The 22,920-nt window shown below is 69.5% G+C and carries 14 protein-coding genes; 5 read left to right on the forward strand and 9 right to left on the reverse strand.

The window, feature by feature from the left end; translation table 11 throughout:
* Positions 1-141: 141 nt before the first annotated feature.
* Together folK and folB are read right to left on the reverse strand one after the other, a co-directional pair.
* Positions 142-630: a 2-amino-4-hydroxy-6-hydroxymethyldihydropteridine diphosphokinase gene (gene folK / locus AC3WTD_RS16900; protein WP_027491579.1), complete on the reverse strand. Its 489-nt coding sequence runs from the start codon at positions 628-630 to the stop codon at positions 142-144.
* Between the two features lie 13 nt (positions 631-643).
* Complete coding sequence (gene folB, locus AC3WTD_RS16905; RefSeq protein ID WP_027491580.1) at positions 644-1,000, reverse strand: dihydroneopterin aldolase; 357 nt, start codon at positions 998-1,000, stop codon at positions 644-646.
* A 95-nt stretch (positions 1,001-1,095) separates the two neighbouring features.
* Here folB and dbpA point away from each other — a divergent pair, with 95 nt between their 5' ends.
* Together dbpA and AC3WTD_RS16915 are read left to right on the forward strand one after the other, a co-directional pair.
* Entirely contained in the window at positions 1,096-2,475 is a 1,380-nt protein-coding gene (gene dbpA, locus AC3WTD_RS16910) for an ATP-dependent RNA helicase DbpA (protein ID WP_027491581.1), read from the forward strand.
* A gap of 27 nt (positions 2,476-2,502) precedes the next feature.
* Complete coding sequence (locus AC3WTD_RS16915; protein ID WP_027491582.1) at positions 2,503-3,279, forward strand: glutaminyl-peptide cyclotransferase; 777 nt, start codon at positions 2,503-2,505, stop codon at positions 3,277-3,279.
* A gap of 12 nt (positions 3,280-3,291) precedes the next feature.
* Here AC3WTD_RS16915 and AC3WTD_RS16920 read toward each other — a convergent pair whose 3' ends face one another.
* Genes AC3WTD_RS16920 through AC3WTD_RS16930 form a run of 3 tightly spaced genes read right to left on the reverse strand, consistent with a single transcriptional unit; the run spans position 3,292 to position 7,769 of the window.
* A complete protein-coding gene (locus tag AC3WTD_RS16920; RefSeq protein WP_027491583.1) occupies positions 3,292-3,996 on the reverse strand; it encodes a c-type cytochrome in 705 nt (234 codons plus the stop codon).
* 11 nt (positions 3,997-4,007) lie between these two features.
* Positions 4,008-6,599 (reverse strand): MtrB/PioB family outer membrane beta-barrel protein, encoded by a 2,592-nt coding sequence (locus tag AC3WTD_RS16925; RefSeq protein ID WP_235642483.1) that lies wholly within the window; start codon positions 6,597-6,599, stop codon positions 4,008-4,010.
* 36 nt (positions 6,600-6,635) lie between these two features.
* Positions 6,636-7,769, reverse strand: a complete 1,134-nt coding sequence (locus AC3WTD_RS16930) for a DmsE family decaheme c-type cytochrome (RefSeq protein ID WP_027493240.1) — start codon at positions 7,767-7,769, stop codon at positions 6,636-6,638.
* A gap of 242 nt (positions 7,770-8,011) precedes the next feature.
* Here AC3WTD_RS16930 and AC3WTD_RS16935 point away from each other — a divergent pair, with 242 nt between their 5' ends.
* Entirely contained in the window at positions 8,012-8,974 is a 963-nt protein-coding gene (locus AC3WTD_RS16935; RefSeq protein ID WP_051257602.1) for a LysR substrate-binding domain-containing protein, read from the forward strand.
* 11 nt (positions 8,975-8,985) lie between these two features.
* Here AC3WTD_RS16935 and AC3WTD_RS16940 read toward each other — a convergent pair whose 3' ends face one another.
* The gene (locus tag AC3WTD_RS16940; protein ID WP_492614502.1) at positions 8,986-10,257 is read right to left on the reverse strand and encodes a TIGR03862 family flavoprotein; all 1,272 of its coding nucleotides are present in this window, start codon (positions 10,255-10,257) and stop codon (positions 8,986-8,988) included.
* 666 nt (positions 10,258-10,923) lie between these two features.
* On the opposite strand from AC3WTD_RS16940, the gene AC3WTD_RS16945 reads away from it, so the two are divergent.
* A complete protein-coding gene (locus AC3WTD_RS16945; RefSeq protein WP_492614484.1) occupies positions 10,924-13,431 on the forward strand; it encodes a pre-peptidase C-terminal domain-containing protein in 2,508 nt (835 codons plus the stop codon).
* Positions 13,432-13,599: 168 nt separating this feature from the next.
* Positions 13,600-14,994, forward strand: a complete 1,395-nt coding sequence (locus AC3WTD_RS16950) for a M20/M25/M40 family metallo-hydrolase (RefSeq protein WP_492614485.1) — start codon at positions 13,600-13,602, stop codon at positions 14,992-14,994.
* Between the two features lie 21 nt (positions 14,995-15,015).
* Here AC3WTD_RS16950 and AC3WTD_RS16955 read toward each other — a convergent pair whose 3' ends face one another.
* From AC3WTD_RS16955 to gspD, 3 genes are all read right to left on the reverse strand, one after another.
* Positions 15,016-17,715: a bifunctional diguanylate cyclase/phosphodiesterase gene (locus AC3WTD_RS16955; protein WP_492614486.1), complete on the reverse strand. Its 2,700-nt coding sequence runs from the start codon at positions 17,713-17,715 to the stop codon at positions 15,016-15,018.
* 63 nt (positions 17,716-17,778) lie between these two features.
* Complete coding sequence (gene hrpB / locus AC3WTD_RS16960; protein WP_492614487.1) at positions 17,779-20,523, reverse strand: ATP-dependent helicase HrpB; 2,745 nt, start codon at positions 20,521-20,523, stop codon at positions 17,779-17,781.
* A 63-nt stretch (positions 20,524-20,586) separates the two neighbouring features.
* A complete protein-coding gene (gene gspD, locus AC3WTD_RS16965; RefSeq protein ID WP_492614488.1) occupies positions 20,587-22,917 on the reverse strand; it encodes a type II secretion system secretin GspD in 2,331 nt (776 codons plus the stop codon).
* Positions 22,918-22,920 lie beyond the last annotated feature (3 nt).

Raw genomic sequence — 22,920 nt, forward strand, 5'->3', positions numbered from 1 at the left:
GTTTCATGTGAGCGAGTCCGGGCGTGTACCGGACTCGCGACTGAAGAAAACCACAGGATGTGGTTTTCTTCACAAGCTCTGACCGGAGCCGGTCCGCCGAGCGCTGCCGCGAGCGGCGAAAGCGCGCAAAGCGCACCCGGTTCAGTCCGCCAGCGACTCGACCTGCAGCGGCTCGCTGGCGGCGGGAAACGCCGCCCACAGCTCGGCCATGCTGCGCCCGCTCTGCGGGTGCCGGAACGCCGGCGCGATGTCCGCGATCGGGCGCAGCACGAACGCATGTCGCAATTCCTTGCGCGGCACCTGCAGGTGGCCGGGGCCGTCGAGCACCAGCGCGCCGTAGAACACGATGTCGACGTCCAGCGTGCGGTCCGCATAGCGCGGCACGTCGCGACGGCGACCGTGGCGGTCTTCCAGCGCGTGCAGCCAGTCGTTCAGCACTTCGGGCGGAAGGTCGGTATCCAGTCCCACCGCCAGGTTGACGAAATCCGCCCCGTCGAAGCCCACCGACTTGCTGCGATACGCCGGCGACACCGCGAGCTCGCCGAAGCGCGCGCGCAACTCGGCGATCGCCGCGGGCAGATAGCGGCGCGGTTCGAGGTTGGAGCCCAGGCTGAGGTAGACGCGCACCATCATTGACGAGGCTCTAACGCCGCGTGCCGCGCTCGATGCACACGCCGACCGCCTTCGCACCGCGCACCGCACCCGGCTTGGACAGCTTCAGGCGCACCCAGGCCACGCCAAACTCCTCGCGGATGATCGCCGTGCAGCGCTCGGCCAGCGTCTCGACCAGGCCGAAGCTGGAGGCTTCCACGTAGCCGATCAGGCGCTTGGACACGTCCTTGTAGTTCAGCGTCAGCGCGATGTCGTCGCTGGCCGCCGGCACGGTATTGTCGAATGCCATCTCGATGTCGAACGACAGCGTCTGCCGCACCCGGCGTTCCCATTCATAGACGCCGATGACGGCGTCGATGCGCAGGTCTTCGATGAAAACGGTATCCATGGCGGCGATTCGTGGGGCGACGGTCGTACAGGGTCCGCGAGCCGGCGGCCGGATGCAAGCCCGTGGCGCGACGGCCGCCATGCGATCATGTGCGGATGCCCACGTTCAGCACGCTCCCGCTCAAACCCGCCCTGCTCGCCAGTGTCGACACGCTCGGCTACGCCGAGATGACCCCGGTGCAGGCGCAAAGCCTGCCGCCGATGCTGCAAGGCCGCGACGTGATCGCGCAGGCGCAGACCGGCAGCGGCAAGACCGCCGCGTTCGGGCTGAGCCTGCTGCAGGCGCTGGATGCGGACACGATCCGGCTGCAGGCGCTGGTGCTGTGCCCCACCCGCGAACTGGCCGACCAGGTCAGCAAGGCGATCCGCAAGCTGGCCGCGAACATCCCCAACGTGAAGCTCTTGACCCTGTGCGGCGGCATGCCGTTGGGGCCGCAGCTGGCCTCGCTCAGCCACGATCCGCACATCGTGGTGGGCACGCCCGGCCGCGTGCAGGAACACCTGAAGCGCGGCAGCCTGCACGGCGGCGGCATCAAGGTGCTGGTGCTGGACGAGGCCGACCGCATGCTCGACATGGGCTTCAGCGAGGCGATCGACGACATCATCGGGCGCATCGCCAAGCACCACCAGACCCTGCTGTTCTCCGCCACGTATCCGGACGAGATCCGCGCGGCGAGCCAGCGCGTGCAGAAGGACCCGGTGGTGGTCACGGTGGAAGCGCCGGCCGCGCGAAGATCAGCGATCGAGCAGCAGTTCATCGAAGTGGAGCCCGCACAGAAGCTCGACGCCTTGGCGCAACTGCTCGCCGGCGAGCGCGGGCAGCACGCGCTGGTGTTCTGCAACATGCGCCGCGACGTCGACGCGGTGGCGCAGGAACTGGACCGCCGCGGCTACTCCGCGCTGGCCTTGCATGGCGACATGGAGCAGCGTGATCGCGACGAGGTGCTGGTGCGCTTCGCCAACCGCAGCTGCAACGTGCTGGTGGCCACCGACGTGGCCGCGCGCGGACTGGACATCGCCGCGCTGCCGCTGGTGCTGAGCTACGACGTGGCGCATGACCCGGACACGCATACCCACCGCATCGGCCGCACCGGCCGCGCCGGCGAAACGGGCCTGGCGATCACGCTGTGCACGCCGCGCGAGCGGCCGAAGGCGGCGAACATCGAGGAAGCGCAGGGCGTGCCGCTGCCATGGCGCACGCTGAAGCTCGCGCCGCCGCGCGGCAAGACCCTGCACCTGGCGCCGATGAAGACGCTGGTGATCGACGCCGGCCGGCAGGACAAGCTGCGCCCCGGCGACATCCTCGGCGCGCTCACCGGCGACGCCGGGCTGGAGGCGAAGGACATCGGCAAGATCGACGTGTTCGCCACCCGTGCCTACGTGGCGATCAGCCGTGCACTGGCGAACAAGGCGCTGGAGCGCCTGCGCGCCGGGCGGATCAAGGGCCGCAACTTCCGCGTGCGTCCGCTAGGCTAGGCACCCCGCCTTCTGGAAGCCGACCCGATGCCGCGCTGGCCCCGCCGCCTCCTCGCCCTCGCCCTGCTCGCCGGCAGCGCCGCCGCGCAGGCCGCCATCCCGGTCTACGGCTACAAGGTGGTGCGTGCCTACCCGCACGATACCGGCGCCTACACCGAAGGCCTGTTCTACAAGAACGGCTACCTCTACGAGAGCACCGGCCAGGTCGGCCAGTCGAGCGTGCGCAAGGTGGCGCTGGAAACCGGCGAAGTGGTGCAGCGCCATCGCCTGCCGAAGCAGTATTTCGGCGAGGGCATCGTCGACTGGAAGGATCGCCTGGTGCAGCTCACCTGGCAAAGCGGCACCGGCTTCGTCTACGAGCTGGCCAGCCTCACGCCGCAACGCGGCTTCCGCTACGAGGGCGAGGGCTGGGCGCTGACCCGCGACGGCACGCACCTGTACATGAGCGACGGCACGCCGGTGCTGCGCGTGCTGGATCCGGAGACGCTCGAGGTGGTGCGCCGCATCCACGTCACCGCCGACGGTGAGCCGGTGCGCAACCTCAACGAACTGGAATGGGTGGACGGCGAGATCTACGCGAACGTGTGGCTGACCGACCGCATCGCGCGGATCGACCCAGCCAGCGGGCAGGTGACGGGCTGGATCGACCTCACCGGCCTGTTCGACATCAGCCGGCTGCCGGACCCCGGCGACGACGTGCTCAACGGCATCGCCTGGGACGCGGCGCGCAAACGCCTGTTCGTCACCGGCAAGTGCTGGCCGCAGCTGTTCGAGATCAAGCTGGTGAAGCGGCCGGCGCGCTGAGCCCCGCCGACATCACAACGCTTCAAGGTAGACCGACAGCGCCTGCACGTCCTCGTCGTCGAGCATGGCGGCCGCGTCCTGCATCACCTTTGCGTTGCTGGTGCCGGCACGCGCGCCGGTCTTGAAGTCGTGCAGCTCATGGGCCAGATATTGGCCGGACTGGCCCCGCAGGCGAGGGAAGGCCGCCCACGGCGGTTGCGGCGCGCTGCTGGCATGCGGCCGCGGACCGGCCCCGTCCGGGCCGTGGCAGCCCTGGCAGGGCGGAATGCCCTTGGCCGGATCGCCGGCCAGGTACAGTTGCGCGCCGCGCGACGCGGCATCGGTCCGGCCGGCCGGCCTCGGCGCCATCGCGGCGTAGTAGCTGGCCAGGTCGCGCGCATCGGCGTCGCTCAGTGTCGCAGACTGGCCGTTCATCACCGTGCCGATGCGCTGGCCTTCGTGGAACTCCTTCATCTGCACGTACAGATAGGTGGCCGACTGCCCGGCCAGGTTCGGGAAGTTCGGCGCGATCGACAGGCCGCGTGCGCCATGGCAGGCCACGCATACCGTGGCCTTGCTGGCGCCGGCGGCGGCATCGCCACTGACTGGCTGCAGGCGGCGCAGGTCAACGACCTTGGTCGGTGGGATGTGGGTGTGGGGTGGCTCGCTGGCCCCGGCGCCCGCGACGAGGCCCGCGCCGAACAGGAACATGCACAGCAGGCTGGTACGAGAGGTCATCACGGCGCTCCTCACAGCTTCAGGTTCAGCATCGCGCCGACCAGGCTGACGCTGTAGTGCAGCTGACCGCCCTTGTCGATGTACAGCCGGTGGTCGTAGCTGAGTTTGTTGTCAAAGCCGGCGTAGTGCCAATCGCTGAAGGCGCCGGTCTGGTAGCGGCCGAACAGGCGCACGCCGACGTTGCGGTTGATGGTGAAGTTCAGGCCGAGGTCGAGCGTGTTGCTGCGGTACTTGTTGTCGGGGAAGCCCGCCGCCGCGGCCGCCACCGCGGCCGGCACGCGGTTGGCCAATGCGCCGATGGTGGCGTAGCTGTAGCCGACGTGGCCGAACGAGCCGTTGTAGTCGTAGCGCACGTCGGCGCGCACACGACCGAAGTCGTGGCTGAGGCTGAAGCCGCCGTTGCGGTTGCTCTCGCGGTCGAGTTCCCACCACTGGTTCGCGAACGGGTACAGCGGGCCGCCGAGGTTGGGGTTGGTCTGGCCGGGCGTACCCAGCGCCTTGCCGTTGTCGCGGCTGTCCGCGTCGCCGACGTTGGAGATGCCCAGGCGCGAGGTTTCCGCGCCGAGGTAGGCGTTCACCGTGGTGGCCGGCGTCGGCTGCCAGTCCCACTGCACGGTGGCGCCGGTGGTGCGGGTGCTCTGCCGGCCGATCAGCGCGTCGTACCGGTCGCGGTTGCCGTAGAAGGTGGCCGACAGCGTGGCCGACTCGCCCCACGGGTAGGTGATGATCGCGCGCGCCTTGCTCTCGGTGCGGTCGGACAGGTCGTACTTGCGCATATCGGCGACCGTGTACGCCGGCAGGCCGTCGACCGGCTCGACGAAACCGGGCAGCGATTCGGAGAGGAACTGCGCAAACGGATCGTAGTTGTACCTGTCGCCGTCACGCTTCGCGTATTCCCAGCTCAGCCGAACGGTGGCGCCGATCACGTCGCGGCTGACCCAGTCGAACTTGATGCGCTGGTCGTCCACGCGCTTGCGCTCGCGGTATTTCGGCCGGTTGTGGTCGAACGTGTAGACGACGCCGAGCGAGCTCTTGCGGCCGAACTGCCAGTCGCCGCCCAGCTCGAAGAGGGTGTCGGTGTAACCGAACGGGTTGTTGCGCACGGTGACGTTGATCGACCGGTACAGCGGATTGGTCGGGTCGAAGATGCCGGTCTCGCTGGGTACCACGCTGCCCATCGAGCCGTTCTCGGCGATGTAGCCGTACTGGCCGGTAAGCGGGTTGTAGGCGAGATAACGGGTCTTGTTGTCCTCGCGGTACCAGCGCAGCCCGGCGTGCCAGCCGAACGCCGCCGTGGGGTGGAAGCTGACGCGGGCGTCGACGAGGCCGGTGTCGATGCGCGCGTTCGCGTTCTTGCGCGACAGTGCGTCGGTGGTGTTCCAGTTGGCGCACTGGAAGGTGTAGTCCACCGGCGGCGCGATGAAGACGCCGCCCACTCCGGTACAGGTGGTGGGCGCCAGCAGCGCGTCGTCCTGGCGCATCGTGCCCCACGCACCGGCCACGGTGAACTGGCCGTTCCACTTCAGCTCGCGCGACAAATCCAGGCGCAGGTTGTGGTAGTCGTTGTCCGGCTCCAGCGAGAACTGGCCGTTCTTGATGTCGGCCACCTGCGGCGTGCCGACCACGTTCCACAGGCGGAACGGGCTCTCGTAGTTCAGGTGGTCCTTGTGGTTGCGGAAGAACGAGCCGTTGTAGGTAGCCAGGAAGCGCCACACCTTGCCCACGTTGCGCAAGCTCAGGTTGATGTCGGTGGTGCGGAAGTCGGTCGGCCGCACCGTTTCCAGCACGCCGCCGTTGTTGGGAAACGGGTAGTTGAAGAACATCGAGCCGCCCCACAGGCGGGTGCCGGTGCGCTTCTCGTTGGTGATCGAGGCCGAGCCGATCCAGTCGCGGTACAGCAAGCCCTCGTAGCCCAGCCCCGCGCGAGTGCGGGTCATACCGATGCTGCGCCGGGGCGCGGCGGCCGACGCCGCGGCCACCTGCGCCGGCGTGCTGGCACCGGCCACCAGCGGCGCCGGCAGGGTCAGGTCGGTGCCGCCGACGCCGTTCCAGATCGGGTAGGCACTGGTCGACACGGTGTGCGGCATGTCGCGGTAGAAACCCTCCACCCGGTAGCTGCCGTAGCGGCCGGCACGCAGGCGGTAGAACTGGTCGTCGCCGCTGAGGCGGCTACCACGCAGCTCGACGTACTGGCCGGTGCGGCGGTTGTGGAAATCGAGCGCGAACAGGCCGAGCACGGCGCCACTCTTCCAGTCGGCGTACTGGCGGAAGTACTCCGCGTTGCGATCGCCGCCGACGTGCAGGTAGCCGAGCTGCAGCAGCCCGGCGTAGTTCCAGTCGTCCAGCCTCATCGGCCGGTCCTCATCGGGCAGCGGCGGGTACGGGTTCAGCGCACCGGTGGGGGTGCGCAGCATGCCGGGGTGCAGCCAGGACACGCCGTCGGGATCGGCGCTGTACAGCATCGGCGCCCAGCCGGTCGGGTCGAGCGCGCTGCCGTATTGCGTGTCGCCCACGCGCATGGTGCCGCTGGTGTCGCCGGCCATCGCGCACTGCATGCCGAACAGGCCGGCCAGCAGCCCCATCGTCAGAGTTTTCGGCGTCATGCGATTTCCTTTCTGCTCATGCATGGTCGGCCTCCGTCACTTGTGGAACTTCGGTCCGGAAGGATTGTTGGAACCGTGGATGTTGGTGTGGCAGCTGAGGCAGCCGCGGCCCATCAGGCGCTCGTCCGGGAACGGCCCGGTGCCGAGGTTGGCCGCGCTCTGCAGGTCGTTCGGATGGCGCGTCACGGTGTGGCACTGCTGGCACAGCATCGGGATCGGCGCGACCAGCAGGGTCTGCTGGTTGGAGCCGTGCGCGTCGTGGCAGTTGAGGCAATTCGCGCGCACCGGCGCGTGCTCGAACAGGAACGGCCCGCGCTTCTCGGCATGACAGGCGTAGCAAGTCTGGTTGACGGTGTCGGTCTTCAGCAACGGCTTGGTGATCGAGCCGTGCGGGTTGTGGCAGTCGGTGCAGGCCATCTGTCCTTCCGGCAGCGGCATGTGCGAGCGACGGTTGAACTTGGCACGGATGTCCTGGTGGCAGGTGGCGCAGACTTCGTTGATCGAGGACTTGGTCAGCACGCCCTCGGGCGACAGTCGCGCCATCGGGTTGTGGCAGTCGGTGCAGGACAGGCCGCGGTTCTGATGGATCGAGCCGATCCAGTGCTGGCGCGCGCCGCCGGCATGGCAGGCGAGGCACACCCCGACCTGGGTCTGCGGCGAGGTCTTCGCGTCGTGGGTGAAGCCGATGATCAGGCCCGGCGCGGTGGGGTTCTTGGCATGTGCGGAACCCGGGCCGTGGCAGCTTTCGCAGGCGGCCTGCGGGCCGGTGTTGGCCGCACCGGCGCGGAACGAGGCCACGTGCAGCGTGTGCGAGGCCTGCACGTTTTCCTGTGTGTGGCAGGCCACGCAGCTTTTCGCACCGATCGCATCGGCGTTCGGCGCCAGCGGGTTGGCCGGGATCGAGGCGGCGTCGAACGGGGTGGCCGGGCTGTCGCTCATGCTCGCCGGGTGCGGGTTGCCGGCGCGCGCCGTGCCCGCGCCCATGTCGGTGGCCGGCAGCATGCTGGCGATGTCGCCCTGGCTGAGCCCGCCGGCAGGGGCGGCATGCGGGTCCGGCGCGGCGCTGCCGCCCGCCTGCTGGGCCTGCACATCGCGGGCCCCGAGCAACATGACGCCGGCACTCAGTGCGGTGCACAGCACGACGGCAAGCAACAGCGAAATCGCACGCATGACTCGAACTCCTTAGGCTAGCGTGAACACTTGAGGCGACCGGCTGCCATCCCGCGTAGCACGCGCCTCTGACGCCTGCAGCCATGTCCTGCGGCGTAGTATTTCCCTTATGCAATGCATTGATAAGTCCCTTCACATTGCGTTTAATATCCATGATCAGCGAACAATTCCTCATGATTGCGTAACGCAACAAGACAGTTACCCTCGATCCACCGCCTCGCCCGCCACTCACTGGACACGCCGTGCAGGATCTCAACGACATCTATTACTTCGTGCAGGTGGTGGAGCTGGGTTCGTTCACCGCCGCCAGCAAGGCGCTGGGCGTGGCCAAGTCGCAGCTGAGCTTCCGCGTGGCGCGACTCGAGACCAGCCTCGGCATACGGCTGATCCAGCGCACCACGCGGCGCTCGCACGTCAACGAGATCGGCCAGCGCTACTACGAACAATGCCGGCTGCTGCTGGCCGCCGCCGAGCAGACCCAGCGCGTGATCGACGAAGCGCAGGCCGCGCCGCGGGGGCGCATCCGCGTGGCCTGTCCGGTGCTGCTCGCGCAATTGCTGCTGGCGCCGATCCTGATCGAGTTCCTGCGGCAGCACCCCGGGGTGCAGGTGGACCTGGACATCTGCCACCACCATGTCGACGTGATCGCCGGCGGCTATGACATCGCATTCGGAGTGCGCGATTCACTCCGGGATTCCAGCCTGGTGATGCGCAGCTATGGCCTGGACCCGCAGGTGCTGGTGGCTAGCCCCGAACTGCTGCGGCGCCAGGGCCAGCCGACCCAGCCGCTGGAACTCAAGCGCCTTTCCAGCGTGGACCTGATCAGCGCGGAAGGACGGCACTTCTGGCACCTGCAGGCCGCCGACGGCCGCATCCAGCAGGTGGAGCACCACCCCAGCCTGATCAGCGACAACCTGCAGGTGCTGTACCAGGCGGTGGTCGGCGGCGTCGGCGCGGCGCAGCTGCCGCAGTTCGTCTGCCGCGAGCCGATCGCCGAAGGCCGGATGGTGCCGCTGCTGCCGGCGTGGTCGCTGCCTGCCGGCAACGTGCACGCGGTGTATCCCTCGCGCCACGGCCACACCCCGGCGCTGCGCAGCTTCATCGACTTCGTGGGGCGGTCCATGCCGCAGGTGCTGCGCCGCACCCAGCAGGGCACACCGGCCGAACCCGTGAAACCCGCACCGGAAAACCTGGTCGCCGACTGAAACCGTGCCGGCTACGCGCCCAGCAGCCGGCGCGCCGCCGCGCGGCCGGCGAGTAGGCCGCTGGCGAAGCAGGCGGTGAGCAGGTAGCCGCCGGTAGGCGCCTCCCAGTCGAGCATTTCGCCAGCGCAGAACACGCCGGGGCGCTCGTGCAGCATCAGGTTCTCGTCCACTGCCTCCAGCCGCACGCCGCCGGCGGTGCTGATCGCCTCGGCGACCGGTCGCGGCGCGCGCAGGTGCAGCGGCAGCGCCTTGAGCCGCGCGGCCAGCGCCGCCGGATCGGCCAGGGTGGGTTTGTCGGTGAGCTCGAACAGCAGCGCGCATTTCGCCGCGTCCAGCCCGGCGCGGCGACGCAGCCAGTCGCCGATGCTGTGCCTGCCGCGCGGTGCGGCGAGGCGGCCGGCCAACGCGCTTTGGTCGTAGCCGGGCACCAGATCCAGCTTCAGCACGGCTTCGCCGCGTTCGGCAAGCTGCTCGCGCAGTTCGGCGCCGATCGCGTAGATCAGGCTGCCCTCGATGCCGTACTCGCTGAGTACGAACTCGCCCTGGCGCGAACGGGCCACACCATGGCGGTCGACCCAGTGCGCCACCACCGGCTTCAGCGGGGCGCCGGCGAAGCGGCTGGCAAGATGCTCGCTCCACGCCAGCTCGAAGCCGCAGTTGGCCGGCTGCAGCGGCGCGATGTCGATGCCCGCGTGCTCGAGCGGCGCCACCCAGGCGCCATCGGAGCCCAGCTGCGGCCAGCTGGCGCCGCCGAGCGCGAGGATTGCCGCCTCGGCTGCCACCGTGCGTTCGCCCTGCGGCGTGGCGAAGCGCAGCGCGCCATCGCTCCAGCCCAGCCAGCGGTGGTGCATGTGGAAGGCCACGCCCGCTTCGCGCAGGCGGTGCAACCAGCCACGCAACAGCGGCGCCGCCTTCTGGTCGAGCGGAAATACCCGGCCCGAACTGCCGACGAAGGTTTCCACGCCGAGACCGCGGGCCCAGCGGCGCAACGCCTCGGCATCAAACGCGTCCAGCCAGCGCGCCACCGCGTCGCGGCGCGCGCCGTAGCGCTCGACGAAACGCGCGCGCGGCTCGCCATGGGTCAGGTTGAGGCCGCCCTTGCCGGCCAGCAGGAATTTCCGCCCCACCGAACCCTTGGCCTCGTACAGGTCGACCGCCACGCCCGCCGCGCACGCGGCTTCGGCCGCCATCAGTCCCGCCGGACCGCCGCCGATGATCGCCAGTCGGGGAGTCGCGGTCCGGGTCACCCGCGCATGGTCGCACGCCGCCCGCGCGGCACGCATCGCCGGCGTCGCGGTGGCGGTGACGCCGGCCCGGTAGGGCCGCGTGGCTTCGCGCATGAATCGCAGCTGACCACAAGGCAGTCATGGGCTGAACGGCAGCGCAAGATAATATTATCTGTAGCGTAAGCAATTACGCCAGGAAAACAGCTATGAAGAAACTTCTTGCGCTGATGGCATAACCCCGCTTGGTCGTCATGGATAATCGCCTTCCTGCGCGAATCCATGGCCATCGAACCGGTTTTCGCGGGCGTTTTTATCGTGGCAGGGCGCGCCACTGAGCCATCGGCGGCCACGCCATCGCATCGGGATAATCGCAAGCATTTGTGCCATTCCGACAGTCTGATAATCCCGAAAACCTGCGATGCAAATCACCCGTTCCCTGAAAAAATCCTATTGACGGTTTTCCGCGGTGAATCCTACCGTCAGCGAGTTCGCCAATGGGGAGCTTGGCGAACGGTTCCGTGACGACATTCCGCACCGGCGCTGATCGCGGCGGACGTCCACCACGTGGCGCGATTCCGGGGGAGTACGACGAATCCGCTGCGCACGGAATCGCTGGGCCATTCCAAAACCGATCGCGTCGCGCCTGTCCGCGACGTTCATTCCATGAGGTCCACGCGGCCCCAGCGGCTTCGTTTGCCTCGAAAAAACTTTTGGGAGCCATAGATGCAAAATCATTTCCGTCTCACGCTGCTGACGGCCGCCATCGGCCTGGCGGCGATCGCCTCGGCCAACGCCGCCTCGGCCAGCAGCAATGCCTTCGTCGCGCTGAACCAGCACGCTACCGTGCTGCGCCAGGGTGACGTGGTCAGCGGCCCGCTGGCGACCTCGCAACCGATCCACGTCGAGGTGGCGCTGAAGCTGCGCAACCCGGCCCAACTGCACACCTTCCTGGCCACGGCCAGGACCTCGACGCTGTCGATGGTGCAGCATCAGATGTCGAGCGAGCAGTTCGTCGCCAACTATTCGCCGACCGCGGACCAGGCGAACCAGGTGGCCGCGTGGCTGAGCTCGGTCGGCTTCACCAACGTCAAGATCGCGCCGAATCGCCTGATGGTCTCGGCGGACGGCCGCGCGGACACCGCACAAGCCGCGTTCAAGACCAGCTTCGCCAAGGTGCGCACGAAGGAAGGCCGCATGGCCTTCATGAACAACAGCGACGTGCAGATTCCGGCCACGCTGCAGGACAGCGTGCTGTCGGTGATCGGCCTGCAGACCGTGCACCAGGCGCACACCTTCGCCAAACCGGTGCAGGCTGCCTACACCACCCAGGCGGTGACCGGCCACAACCCGACCGAGTTCTCCTCGATCTACGGCGGCAACGGCGTGGCCACGGCGGCCGGCGTGCCGGTAGGCATCGTCACCCAGGGCAAGATCACCCAGACCATCACCGACCTCAACACGTTCACCTCGCAGAACGGCCTGGCCACGGTCACCACCCAGACCGTCAACACCAACGGCACCAGCACCGACACCAGCGGCCTGGGCGAGTGGAGCCTGGACAGCCAGGACGTCGTCGGCATGGCCGGTGGCCAGGTCGGCAGCCTGATCTTCTACAACATCCCGACCCTGTCCAACGCCGACCTCACCGCCGACTTCAACACCATCGTCACCGCCAACGCCACCAAGATCATCAACGTGTCGCTGGGCGAGTGCGAGACCAGTGCGAAGAGCGACGGATCGGCCGCGGCGCAGGACCAGATCTTCCAGCAGGCGGTGGCGCAGGGACAGACTTTCTCGATCTCCACCGGCGATTCCGGCGCCGACGAGTGCAAGAACGGCGGCGTCACGCCGAGCTGGCCGGCCGCGTCGCAGTACGTGGTCGCGGTGGGCGGCACCACGCTGGACGCTTCCACCACCACCTGGAACGGCGCCACCGTGTGGGTCAGCGCCGGCGGCAGCTCCAGCACCTTCGAGCCGCAGCCGAGCTGGCAGAACGGCGTGGCCCCGGGCACCACGCGCGGCCTGCCGGATATTGCCTATGACGCCGATCCCAACTCCGGCTCGAAGATCATCGTCAACGGCGCCACCCAGCAGTACGGCGGCACCAGCCTGTCCGCGCCGCTGTTTGCCGGCACCTGGGCGCGCATCATCGCCATCAAGGGCTCCAGCGTGGGCTTTGCCGCACCACTGCTGTACAAGTTGCCGGGCGCCGCCTTCCACGACATCACCTCGGGCAACAACGGCGGCTATACCGCCAGCGTCGGCTACGACCTGGCCAGCGGCCGCGGCGAGCTGATCATCAGCACGGCCGCCGCCAACATCGGTGGCACCGCACCGCCGGCCAACGTTCCGCCGGTCGCCAACTTCAGCGACTCGGTCAGCGGCCTCACCGTGAACTTCACCGACAGCTCCACCGACAGTGACGGCACCATCGCCTCGCGCTCGTGGAACTTCGGCGACGGCAGCACCTCGACCGCCACCAACCCCAGCCACACCTACGCCGCCGCCGGCACCTACAGCGTATCGCTGACGGTGACCGACAACGGCGGCGCGACCAACACCAAGACGCAGTCGGTGACGGTCGCCAGCAGCAGCGGCAACGTGCTGCAGAACGGCGTGGCGCTCACCGGCCAGTCCGGCGCGCAGGGCGCACAGCTGTTCTACACGGTGGTGATCCCGGCCGGCGCCAGCAACCTGGTGATTTCCGAGTCCGGCGGCACCGGCGACGCCGACCTGTACACCAAGTTCGGTTCCGCCCCGACCCTGTCCAGCTACGACTGCCGTCCGTACCTCACCGGCAACAATGAGAGCTGCACCGTGGCCTCGCCGCAGGCGGGCACCTACTACGTCATGCTGAACGGCTACGCCGCATTCTCCGGGGTCAGCGTCAAGGCCAGCTGGAGCACCAGCAGCAGCGGCAGCGTGCTGCAGAACGGCGTACCGGTGTCCGGCCTGAGCGCAACCACCGGCAACGCGCTGTACTACACGATGGTCGTGCCGAGCGGAGCCACCAACCTCAACTTCAACATCGCCGGCGGCACCGGCGACGCCGACCTGTACGTCAAGCTCGGTTCCACGCCGACCACCACCAGCTACGACTGCCGCCCGTACATCACCGGCAACAACGAGAGCTGCAGCGCCTCGGCGCCGACGCCAGGTACGTACTACGTCATGGTGCGTGCCTACAGCAGCTACAGCGGCGTCACGCTGACCGGCAGCTACACGCCGTAAGCGGCTGGCAAGCCCGCGGTGCGCATGGACGCGCATCGGCGATGAACGCACGGACCCGCAGCCCGGTCGGCAACGACCGGGCTGCTTGCCGATGGACGGCACGAACGGGTGCCGACAAGTCGCGCTGGCATTGTATGGTGCGGACTCCGCCGACGATGAGTGCGCGCGATGCCCCGGATCACCCCTCTGCTTCTGGCCGCCCTGCTGGCCCCCGCGACCGCCGTACCGGCGCAAACCCCGCCGGCGATGTCGCACGAACAGCCGGCGCTGCACGCATTGGCCCAGGCTCCCAGCGAGGCGGAACTGCGCGCCACGATCACCAGGCTGGTCGGCTTCGGCACCCGCCACACGCTGTCCGACACGAAGTCCGACACCCGCGGCATCGGCGCCGCGCGACGCTGGGTGAAGGCGCGCTTCGAGGCGATCTCGCGCGATTGCGGCGGCTGCATCGAGGTGGTCACGCCCGCGCAGGTATTCAGCGGCAAGCGCATCCCCGTGCCCACCGAGGTGATGGACGTGGTCGCGATCAAACGCGGTCAGCGCGACCCGCAGCGGGTGATCGTGATGAGCGGCCACCTCGACTCGCGCGTCAGCGACGTAATGAACGCCAGCAGCGATGCGCCCGGCGCCAACGACGACGCCTCCGGCGTGGCCGCCGTGATCGAGGCCGCGCGGCTGCTGTCGAAGCAGGACAACGACGCCACCCTGGTGTTCGCCGCGCTGTCCGGCGAGGAGCAGGGCCTGTACGGCGGCAAGGTGCTGGCCGACTACGCGGTCGCGCAGGGCTGGCAGGTGGAAGCCGATCTCAACAACGACATCGTGGGCAACAGTCAGGGCCAGAACGGGGTGACCGACAACACCACGGTGCGGGTGTTCTCCGAGGGCACCAAGAGCAACGAGACGCCGGCCCAGGCGAACCATCGCCGCTACCACGGTGGCGAGGTGGATTCGCCTTCGCGCAATCTCGCCCGCTACCTCGACCGCCTCGCCGGCAACTACCTGCCCGACTTCCGCGTGGCCATGGTCTATCGCACCGACCGCTACGGCCGCGGCGGCGACCAGGTGCCGTTGCTGGAAGCGGGTTACCCCGCAGTGCGAGTCACCGAGGCACACGAGAACTACACCCGGCAGCACCAGGACCTGCGCAGCGAGGGCGGTGTCCGTTACGGCGACACCATCGACGGCATCGACTTTCGCTACCTCGCCCGCGTCACCGCCCTGAACATCATCGCCATGGCCGCGCTGAGCCGCGCGCCGGCGCCGCCGACCGGCATCGACATCGCCGGCGCCGTGGCCACCGACACCACGCTGAAGTGGCGCAAGGTGCCCGGCGCCGCCGGCTACCGGGTGCACTGGCGCGACACCACCGCGGCGCAATGGCAGCACGCACTTGCGGTGGGCGACGTCGACCACGCGATACTGCAGGACGTGGTGATCGACGACTGGTTCTTCGGCGTGTCGGCGGTCTCCGCCGACGGCTACGAGAGCCCGGTGGTGTTCCCCGGCGACGCCGGCAGCTTCGAGCGTTCGCCGGCAGCGGCCGCGAGCAGCGCCGCCCGCTGAGCGGACGCCGGCAGCGCCGCCTCAGTCGCGCTGGAACAGCGCCGGTTCGGGCCGGTGCAGGCTGAAGCCCTGCACCCGGTTCACGCCCAGCGCTGCCAGCGCGCGCACGGTTTCCGCGTCGGCCACCCATTCGGCGACCACTTCCAGGCCGAGCCGGTGGCCGATGTCGGTGACCGCCCTGACCATCAGGTGGCTGACCGGATCGGTGAGCATGTCGCGCACGAAGCTGCCGTCGATCTTGATGATGTCCAGCGGCAGGTTTTTCAGATAGGTAAACGAGGACATCCCCGCGCCGAAGTCGTCCAGCGCGATCTTGCAGCCCACCGCGCGCAGCTGCTCCATGAAGCGCACCACCTGCGACAGGTTGCGCACCGCCACGGTCTCGGTGATCTCGAAACACACCCGCGACGGTTCGACCCGGTAGCGCCGCAGCAGCGCGATGATGCGGCCGGCCAGTTCCCCGTCCTCGACGCTGGCGCCGGACAGGTTGATCGCCACCATGCGCAGCGCGCCGCCGGCCGGGTGCAGCCGGTCGAAGTTCGCCAGCGTGGCCTCGATCACCCAGCGGTCGACCACCGGCATCAGGCCGTAGCGCTCAGCCGCCGGCATGAACACGCCGGGCACCACCAGCTGGCCGGATTCCTCGCGGAAGCGCAGCAGCACCTCGACGTCCAGCTCGCCGCCGGCGACCAGCGGCAACGGCCAGATCTCCTGGTAGGTGAGCACCAGGCGGTGCTCGTCGATCGCCCAGCGCAGGCGGTTCGCCCACTCCATCTCGCTGTGCCGGCGCGCCGTCTGGTCATCACGCTCGGAATAGAAGTGCACGCGGTTGCGGCCTAGCTCCTTGGCCATGTAGCAGGCGGTGTCGGCCTGGGCCAGCAGGTTCTTCACCAGAATGCCGGGGCGGTCGATCATGACCCCGCCGATGCTGGCGCTGACCATATAGCTGCGCTGTTCCCAGATGAACACGTAGCCGTCGATGCAGCGGCGCATGCGCTCGGCGATCCGTTCGGCTTCCGCGCGATCGGCCACCTCGGTCACCAGCACGCCGAACTCGTCGCCGCCAAGCCGCGCCAGCATGTCGGTGCCGCCCAGCTGCCTGCGCATCACGATCGCCAGCTGCGCCAGCAGCTGGTCACCGGCGAGGTGGCCGGAGGTGTCGTTGATCAACTTGAACTGGTCGAGGTCGATATACAGCAGCACGGCCAGTGGCGCGCCGTCCTGGGTCGCGTCCAGCGCGCGGTGCAGCCGGCGTTCGAACTCGCGCCGGTTGTACAGCTCGGTAAGCGCGTCGTGGCTGGCCTGGTGACTCAGCAGCTCAGTCAGCTGGCGCTGTTCGCTGATGTCGCTGGCCACCAGCAGCAGCTTGTTGCGCCCGCTCAGGGTCACCCGCGAGATCGCCACGCTGGCCCAGAAGCCGTCGCCGACGTCGTTGCGCAGGATCGCGTCGACCCGGCCGCAGCCGCGGGTGTCGTCCTGCTGCAGCTGCGTGCGCAGCTCCGGGTCGCCGAACAGCTCGGGCAGCTTGCGCTCGGTCACGCGCAGGCCGAGGCGGTCGCGCGCCGCCTGGTTGGCGTAGGTGATCGTGCCATCGGCGGCCTCGGCCAGCAGCACCAATGCCGGCAGCAGGTCGTTGAGGGCGCGGAAGCGCTTCTCGCTCTCGCGGTAGCGGTGGCTCATGCGCCAGCCCTGTGCCAGCGCGCGCTGGCCGGTACTGGCGACCGAGTACACCAGCAGCGCCAGCAGCACGCTGGCCAGCACGCCGGCGAGCAGGATGCCGCCCCCGCCGTCGATCAGGCGATGGGCACGCTGTGGCAGCGCGCGCACCTCGACGCTCCACGTGCGCCCGCCATATGCGAGCCTGCGCTCGTAGCGGTAATCGTCGCCCGACCACCAGGGGCCGCTATCCGAGTCGAACAGCAGTACCACCTGCGGCCCGCTGATGTCGCGGACCCGCAGGCGCAGGTTGTGCGTCAGCTGCTCGGGTAGCGCCTCGCCGATCAAGCCCTCCAGCCGAAACGAGGCCGCGATCGAGCCGCGCACGCGGCTGCGTCGCTCCGCGGTGGTTTGCGGCGGCGGCCCGGGGCTGTAGATCGGCAGCCGCAGGGTGATGCCTTCGCCGGCCGTGCCGGACCCGGCCAGCTGCACCGGGTGGAACGGCGCCGACAGGGTTGCCTGATCGTTGTCGCGCGATGCCAGCAGGCTGGCGAAGTTGTGCGGCTGCGTGGCCACGTCGAGCCCGACCACGCTTTCGTTGCCGCCCAATGGCCGGACCCAGCGGGTGATGTAGTGCTCGCCGTCCGGCCGCAGCTCGCGCGGTGCGTAGGCCAGCGCGAGCAGGCTGGGGAACTGTTCGCGCGGGCTCATGTTGGCGTAGAAGCCGGCGTACTCGCCCTCATCCACCTCCTCGGAAGAGAGGAACAGCGATTGCGCGGCTCGCAGCAGCGATTCGGCGGTATGCAGCCGACCTTGCAGCGAGACAAGGGCCTTGTTGGCCAGCTCGTCGTGGATCAACGTGCGCTCGACCTGCAGCCGCTGCTGATGATGGTGATGAATAAGCACCGTCAGCGCCAGCCCCGACAGCAGCACCAGCAGGCTCCACAGCCAGCTCGTCAGGCGCCACGGCGATGGCACAGGAAACGCGGCATCGGGCTCGCCACGGCCGTTGGCCGCCGTCGGTTGGTCTTCGTCGTAGTCCTTGTTCCGGGGCAAGGGATTCACCACGCGATGCCGTGACCGGCGATGGTACACAACTGCGCCGCATGCGCCACGCTCATCGGTGGGTCAATGCCGCCCGCGTGGCTTGGCGCGATGCGTGGGCGTGGCGGTCCACGGGTCGTCCGGCCACGGGTGGCGCGGGTAGCGGCCCTTCAGTTCCTTCTTCACCTCCGGGTAGGTGCGTTCCCAGAAGCCCTTCAGGTCCTGGGTCACCTGGATCGGCCGGCCTGCGGGCGACAGCAGGTGCAGGGTGACCGGGATGCGCCCGCCGCCCACGCACGGCGTGTCGGCCAGGCCGAACAGTTCCTGCAGCTTCACCGCCAGCACCGGCGGCTGGTCTTCGCTGTACTCCAGCCGGCGCTGCTGCCCGCTCGGCACCTGCAGGCTTTCCGGCGCCTGCGTGTCGAGCGTGCGGCGCTGCGCGTGGTCCAGCCGCGAGACCAGCGCCTGCGTCAGTTCCTCCGCAGCGAGCGCAGCGAGGCGGTGCCTGCCCTCGAGGTACGGCGCCAGCCAGCCCTCCAGCGAGGCCAGCAAGGCGGCATCGGAAACATCGGGCAGGCCCAGCTCGGGCATCCACGCGCGCAGCGCCTGCATGCGTGCGCGCAGCCGCCGCGCATGCTCGCTCCACGGCAGCACATCGAGACCCCGTGCGCGCACGGCGGCCAACAACGCGGGCAGCGCATCGGCGGGTTTCACCGGCACGCTGCGCCGCTCCAGCACGATCGCGCCGAAGCGGCGCTCGTCGAACGCCTCGGCGGCGCCGCGCTCATCGTTCCAGCGCAGCGTGCGCTCGCGGGTGAAGCGCAGCGGGAAGTCGCGCTCCAGCACGCGCGGGTCGAACGGCGCGGCGGCGAACACCAGGCTGTCGCGCGCTTCCAGGCGCAGGTCCAGCACCACCAGCCATGGTTCGCCGAGCAGCGCGGTGTGCTCGTGCAGGCGCGCGCCGCGGCCATTGGCCAGCGTGTAGCGCAGCGGGTTGGCCTCGTCGCGGCGCGCGATGCGGTCGGGAAAGGCGTGCAGCAGCAGGTCGCCGACCACGTGGCTGTCCGGCGCGCCGGTCAGGGATGACCCAGTGTCGCGGGCGCAGGATGCGCTGGAGCGACCGCCGCTGGCGGCGCTGCGCAGCTCCAGGCGTCGACGCCAGCCCTTGCTGGCCTGCTCGATCGCCGCCAGCGCGCCGCTGTCGGCATCGCCGCGCGGCAGGCCGCCACGGCGGTCGCGCCACGCGTGCAGCACAGCCACCCGTGCGCGGAAATCGTCGTTGCTCGCCTGCCTGCCGCGCAGCGGCGAACGCGCCTCCATCAAGGCCAGCAGATCGGCGATCAGTGCGCGCAGCTCCGGCGGCGCGCGCAGGGCGGCGGCAGCGAGCCGCGGCGTGGCGCCGAGTTCCAGCATGCGCCGGCCCAGCGCGGTGATGCGGCCATCGGCGTCCAGCGCGGCAAGATCCGTCAGCAGCTCGCGCGCCTGTGCCAGCGCGCCGGGCGGTGGCGGGTCCAGCCAGCGCAGCTCGTCGCTACCCCAGGCGGCCAGTTCCAGCGCCAGGCCGGACAGTTCCGCCTGCGCGATCTCCGCGCTGCGCGCGGGGTCGAGTCGCCGGCTTTGCGGCCACAGCCGGTACGCCGTGCCCGCGGCCACGCGCCCCGCGCGGCCGGCGCGCTGGTCGGCCGAGGCCTGCGAAATGGCCACGGTTTCCAGCCGGGTGAAGCCGGAGTTCGGATCGAAGCGCGGCTCGCGCGCCAGCCCGCTGTCGACCACCGCGCGGATGCCCGGCAGGGTGACGCTGGACTCGGCCACGTTGGTCGCCAGCACGATGCGCCGTGTGCCCGGCTCGGCCGGCGCCAGCGCGGCCTGCTGCTCGGCCAGCGACAGCTCGCCGTGCAGCGGCACGATGTCGATAGCCATGCTGTTCCTTCTCCCTTCGGGAGAAGGTGCCCCGTCAGGGGCGGATGAGGGTTCGGACGGAGCGTGATGCCGCGCTCCGCCCGTACCCTCTCCCCCAACCCCTCTCCCGAAGGGAGAGGGGAGTGTCTGCGCCAGCAGCGCCCCTTTGTGGGCGTTGTCCCGGTGAAGCGATGCGGCCCCGGAGGGAGAGGGGAGTGTCTGCGCCAGCAGCGCCTGCGCCCGCGCGATCTCGCGCCGCCCTGGCAGGAACGCCAGCACGTCGCCGTCGTTCTCTTCCAGCGCCTGCCGCGCGACGCGGGCGAGCTGGTGTTCGAGCGTCTCCTGCGCGCGCGCCGGCGGATACTCGATGCGCACCGGGAAGCTGCGCCCGGGACTGGTGAGGCGCGGCGCGTCCAGCCAGCGTGCGATGCGCTCGCCGTCCAGCGTGGCCGACATCACCAGCAGGCGCAGCTGCGGCCGCAGCGTGGCCTGCACCTCCAGCGCCAGCGCGGCGCCGAGGTCGCCGGCGAGGTGGCGTTCGTGGAACTCGTCGAACACGATCGCGCCGATGCCGGCCAGTTCCGGATCGTGCTGGATCAGCCGGGTGAGGATGCCCTCGGTGACCACCTCGATGCGCGTGGCCGCGCCCACCTTCGACTCGAAGCGGATGCGGTAGCCGACGGTCTGCCCGACCGCCTCGCCGAGCTGCTGCGCCATGAACTGCGCGGCGGCGCGCGCGGCGATCCGGCGTGGCTCCAGCATCACGATCTTCTGTCCGGCCAGCCACGGCGCATCGAGCAGGGCCAGCGGCACCTGGGTGGTTTTGCCGGCGCCCGGCGGCGCCTCCAGCACCAGTCGCGGCACCGCTTCCAGCGATGCGCGGATCTCGGGCAGCAGCGGGGTGATCGGGAACGAAGGCGGCGCACTCATCGCGCGGATGATAGCGGGCGCCGCCGTACGGCTGCCCCGGCAGCGTGCCGGGGCGATCGCCCGCTACGGCTTCGTGCCGGCGCCGGCCGGCGTGCGCAGCGGCTCCAGCGACTCGAACTTGCTCTGGTAGTCGTCGGTGATCTGCTTGGCGTCCGCGCCGCCGCGGATCACCCGCGGCGTGATCAGCACGATCAGCTCGGTGCGGTTGCGGCTGCGGTTGGTGCTGCCGAACAGCCGGCCCAGCACCGGCACGCGGTTGAGCCCCGGGATGCCGGTGTCGGTATTGCCCTCGGCCTGCTGGATCAGGCCGCCGAGCAGCACGGTCTGACCGCTCTGCACGGCGACCTGGGTGGCCAGCTTGCGCTGCGAGATGGCCGGATTGCCGTTGACCAGCGGCACCGACTTGTCGGCCTGGCTGACTTCCTGGCTGATGTTCATGTAGACCAGACCGCCGGGATTGATCCGCGGCTGCACGTTGAGGATCACGCCGGTACTCAGGTAGTTGACCTGGCTGTAGCTGGTGGTGGTGCCGATGCCGGTGTTCACGCTGGTCTGGTTGATCGGGATCTGGTTGCCGACCGCGATACTGGCCACCTGGTTGTTCATCACCACCATCGACGGCGCCGACAGCGTCTTGGTGTTGCCGCTGGTCTCCATCGCGCGCACGGCGACCTGCAGGTCGCTGTTGAGGAAAGAGTAAAAGAACGGCTCGCCACCGAACGCGTTGCCGCCCTGGCCCAGGCCCAGCTGGCGGTGGCGGTAGGGCTGGCCCGGCACGAACGTGCCGTTCGAGGTGCTGCCGGTACTGCCGGTCAGCCCCTCCAGGTACCACTGCACGCCGAACTGGAACTCGCCGGTGAGATTGACCTCGAGGATGCGCGTCTCGATCTGCACCTGCAGCGGCACGTTGTCGAGCTTGCTGATCGCCGTCTTGATCTCCTCCCACTGCGACGGGCGCGCGCGCACCAGCAGCTGGTTGCTGCCGTCGACCGAGCTGATCCGCACGCTGCCGTCGCTGGAGCTGTACTGCGCCTCGCTGGCCGCACCGTTGCCGCCGCCGACCGGGTTGCCGCCAAAACCGGCGGAGCTGCTGCCGAAGCGGCCGGCCGCGGCGCCACTGTCACGGCCGCCACCGGTGGCGCCGAAGCCGCCGCTGCCCATGCCACTGTTGACCTGGCCGCCACCGCGCGAGGCGTCGACCGGGTTGCCGAAACCGCCGGCGGTGCTGCCCATGCTGGTCGTGCCGGCGTTCTCGGCACTGCCCAGGGTGACACCGGTCAGCCCCGGCCCGACCTGGCCGCCGTTGTCACCGCCGCTGCCGGCGCCGTTGGCGTAGATCTGCGCCAGGTACTTCGCCAGGTCCGACGCCTTGATGTTGCGCACGTCGTAGACGAACAGCTGCGGCTCGTTGCCGCCGCCGCGGTCGATGCGCGCGATCCAGTCGCCGACTTCCTGCAGGTAGTCGCTCTGGGTGCTGATCACCACCAGCGCGTTGGTGCGCTCGATCGGGATGAAGCGCAGCATGCCGGCCAGCGGGGTGTTGCCATGCTCGCCGAACATCGCGTCCAGCTTCGGCATCAGCTCGCCGACGTTCGCGTACTGCAGGTTGAACACGCCCACCGACATGCCGCGCAGCCAGTCGACGTCGAACGTACGCACCATGCTCTGGTAGTTCGCCAGTTCCTGCGGCGTGCCGGACATCACCAGCAGGTTGCGCGCCGGATCCACCAGCAAGGTGGCGTCGGGCCGCGCGAACGGCTTGATCAGCTTCTGCATCTCGGTGGCGGAGATGTAGTGCAGCGGGAACAGCCGCGCCTGCAGGCCGCCCGCAGGCGCACTGGCGCCGAGGCTGGGCACCAGGTTGCCGGCCACCGCATCCTTCTGCGGCATCACCACGTAGCCGCCGTCGCGACGCACCAGCGCGTTGCCGGTCCACGACAGCAGCGTCTCCAGGATCGGCAGCGCCTGGCTGGCGTCGACCGGTTCGGAGGTGGCGAACGAGATGTTGCCCTGCACGCCGGGCACGATGGTGTAGTTCTGCTTGAGCAGGTCGCCGAGGATCGCCTTGACCACCGCCTGCACCGGCTGGTTCTCGAAGTTGAAGGTGACCGCGCCGTTGCCGCTCGCCGCCGGACGCGGCGTGGCCAGCGCGCCGGGCCGGATGAAGCGGCCGCTGCCGTGGCTGACCTCGGCGGTCGCCGTGCTCGCGCCGCGGCTGCCGCCCTCGTTGTTCAACGGCAGCGGCGCCGGCACCGGGTTCTGCGTGCCGGCCATCGCCTCGCGCTGCAGCGCGCCGTCGTCATGCGGCGGCGGCAGGCTGGCGCAGGCGGCCAGGGCCACCGCGAGGGCAAGCGCGGCGGTACGCAGGATAGGCTGGATGAGCATGCGGGACATGGA

This window comes from Rhodanobacter sp. FW106-PBR-R2A-1-15 (assembly GCF_058789735.1).

Coding starts and splice junctions, on each gene's coding strand:
- folK (WP_027491579.1), bottom strand. CDS start 630: ATGGTGCGCGTCTACCTCAGCCTGGGCTCCAACCTCGAACCGCGCCGC.
- folB (WP_027491580.1), bottom strand. CDS start 1,000: ATGGATACCGTTTTCATCGAAGACCTGCGCATCGACGCCGTCATCGGC.
- dbpA (WP_027491581.1), top strand. CDS start 1,096: ATGCCCACGTTCAGCACGCTCCCGCTCAAACCCGCCCTGCTCGCCAGT.
- AC3WTD_RS16915 (WP_027491582.1), top strand. CDS start 2,503: ATGCCGCGCTGGCCCCGCCGCCTCCTCGCCCTCGCCCTGCTCGCCGGC.
- AC3WTD_RS16920 (WP_027491583.1), bottom strand. CDS start 3,996: ATGACCTCTCGTACCAGCCTGCTGTGCATGTTCCTGTTCGGCGCGGGC.
- AC3WTD_RS16925 (WP_235642483.1), bottom strand. CDS start 6,599: ATGACGCCGAAAACTCTGACGATGGGGCTGCTGGCCGGCCTGTTCGGC.
- AC3WTD_RS16930 (WP_027493240.1), bottom strand. CDS start 7,769: ATGCGTGCGATTTCGCTGTTGCTTGCCGTCGTGCTGTGCACCGCACTG.
- AC3WTD_RS16940 (WP_492614502.1), bottom strand. CDS start 10,257: ATGCGTGCCGCGCGGGCGGCGTGCGACCATGCGCGGGTGACCCGGACC.
- AC3WTD_RS16945 (WP_492614484.1), top strand. CDS start 10,924: ATGCAAAATCATTTCCGTCTCACGCTGCTGACGGCCGCCATCGGCCTG.
- AC3WTD_RS16950 (WP_492614485.1), top strand. CDS start 13,600: ATGCCCCGGATCACCCCTCTGCTTCTGGCCGCCCTGCTGGCCCCCGCG.
- hrpB (WP_492614487.1), bottom strand. CDS start 20,523: ATGAGTGCGCCGCCTTCGTTCCCGATCACCCCGCTGCTGCCCGAGATC.
- gspD (WP_492614488.1), bottom strand. CDS start 22,917: ATGTCCCGCATGCTCATCCAGCCTATCCTGCGTACCGCCGCGCTTGCC.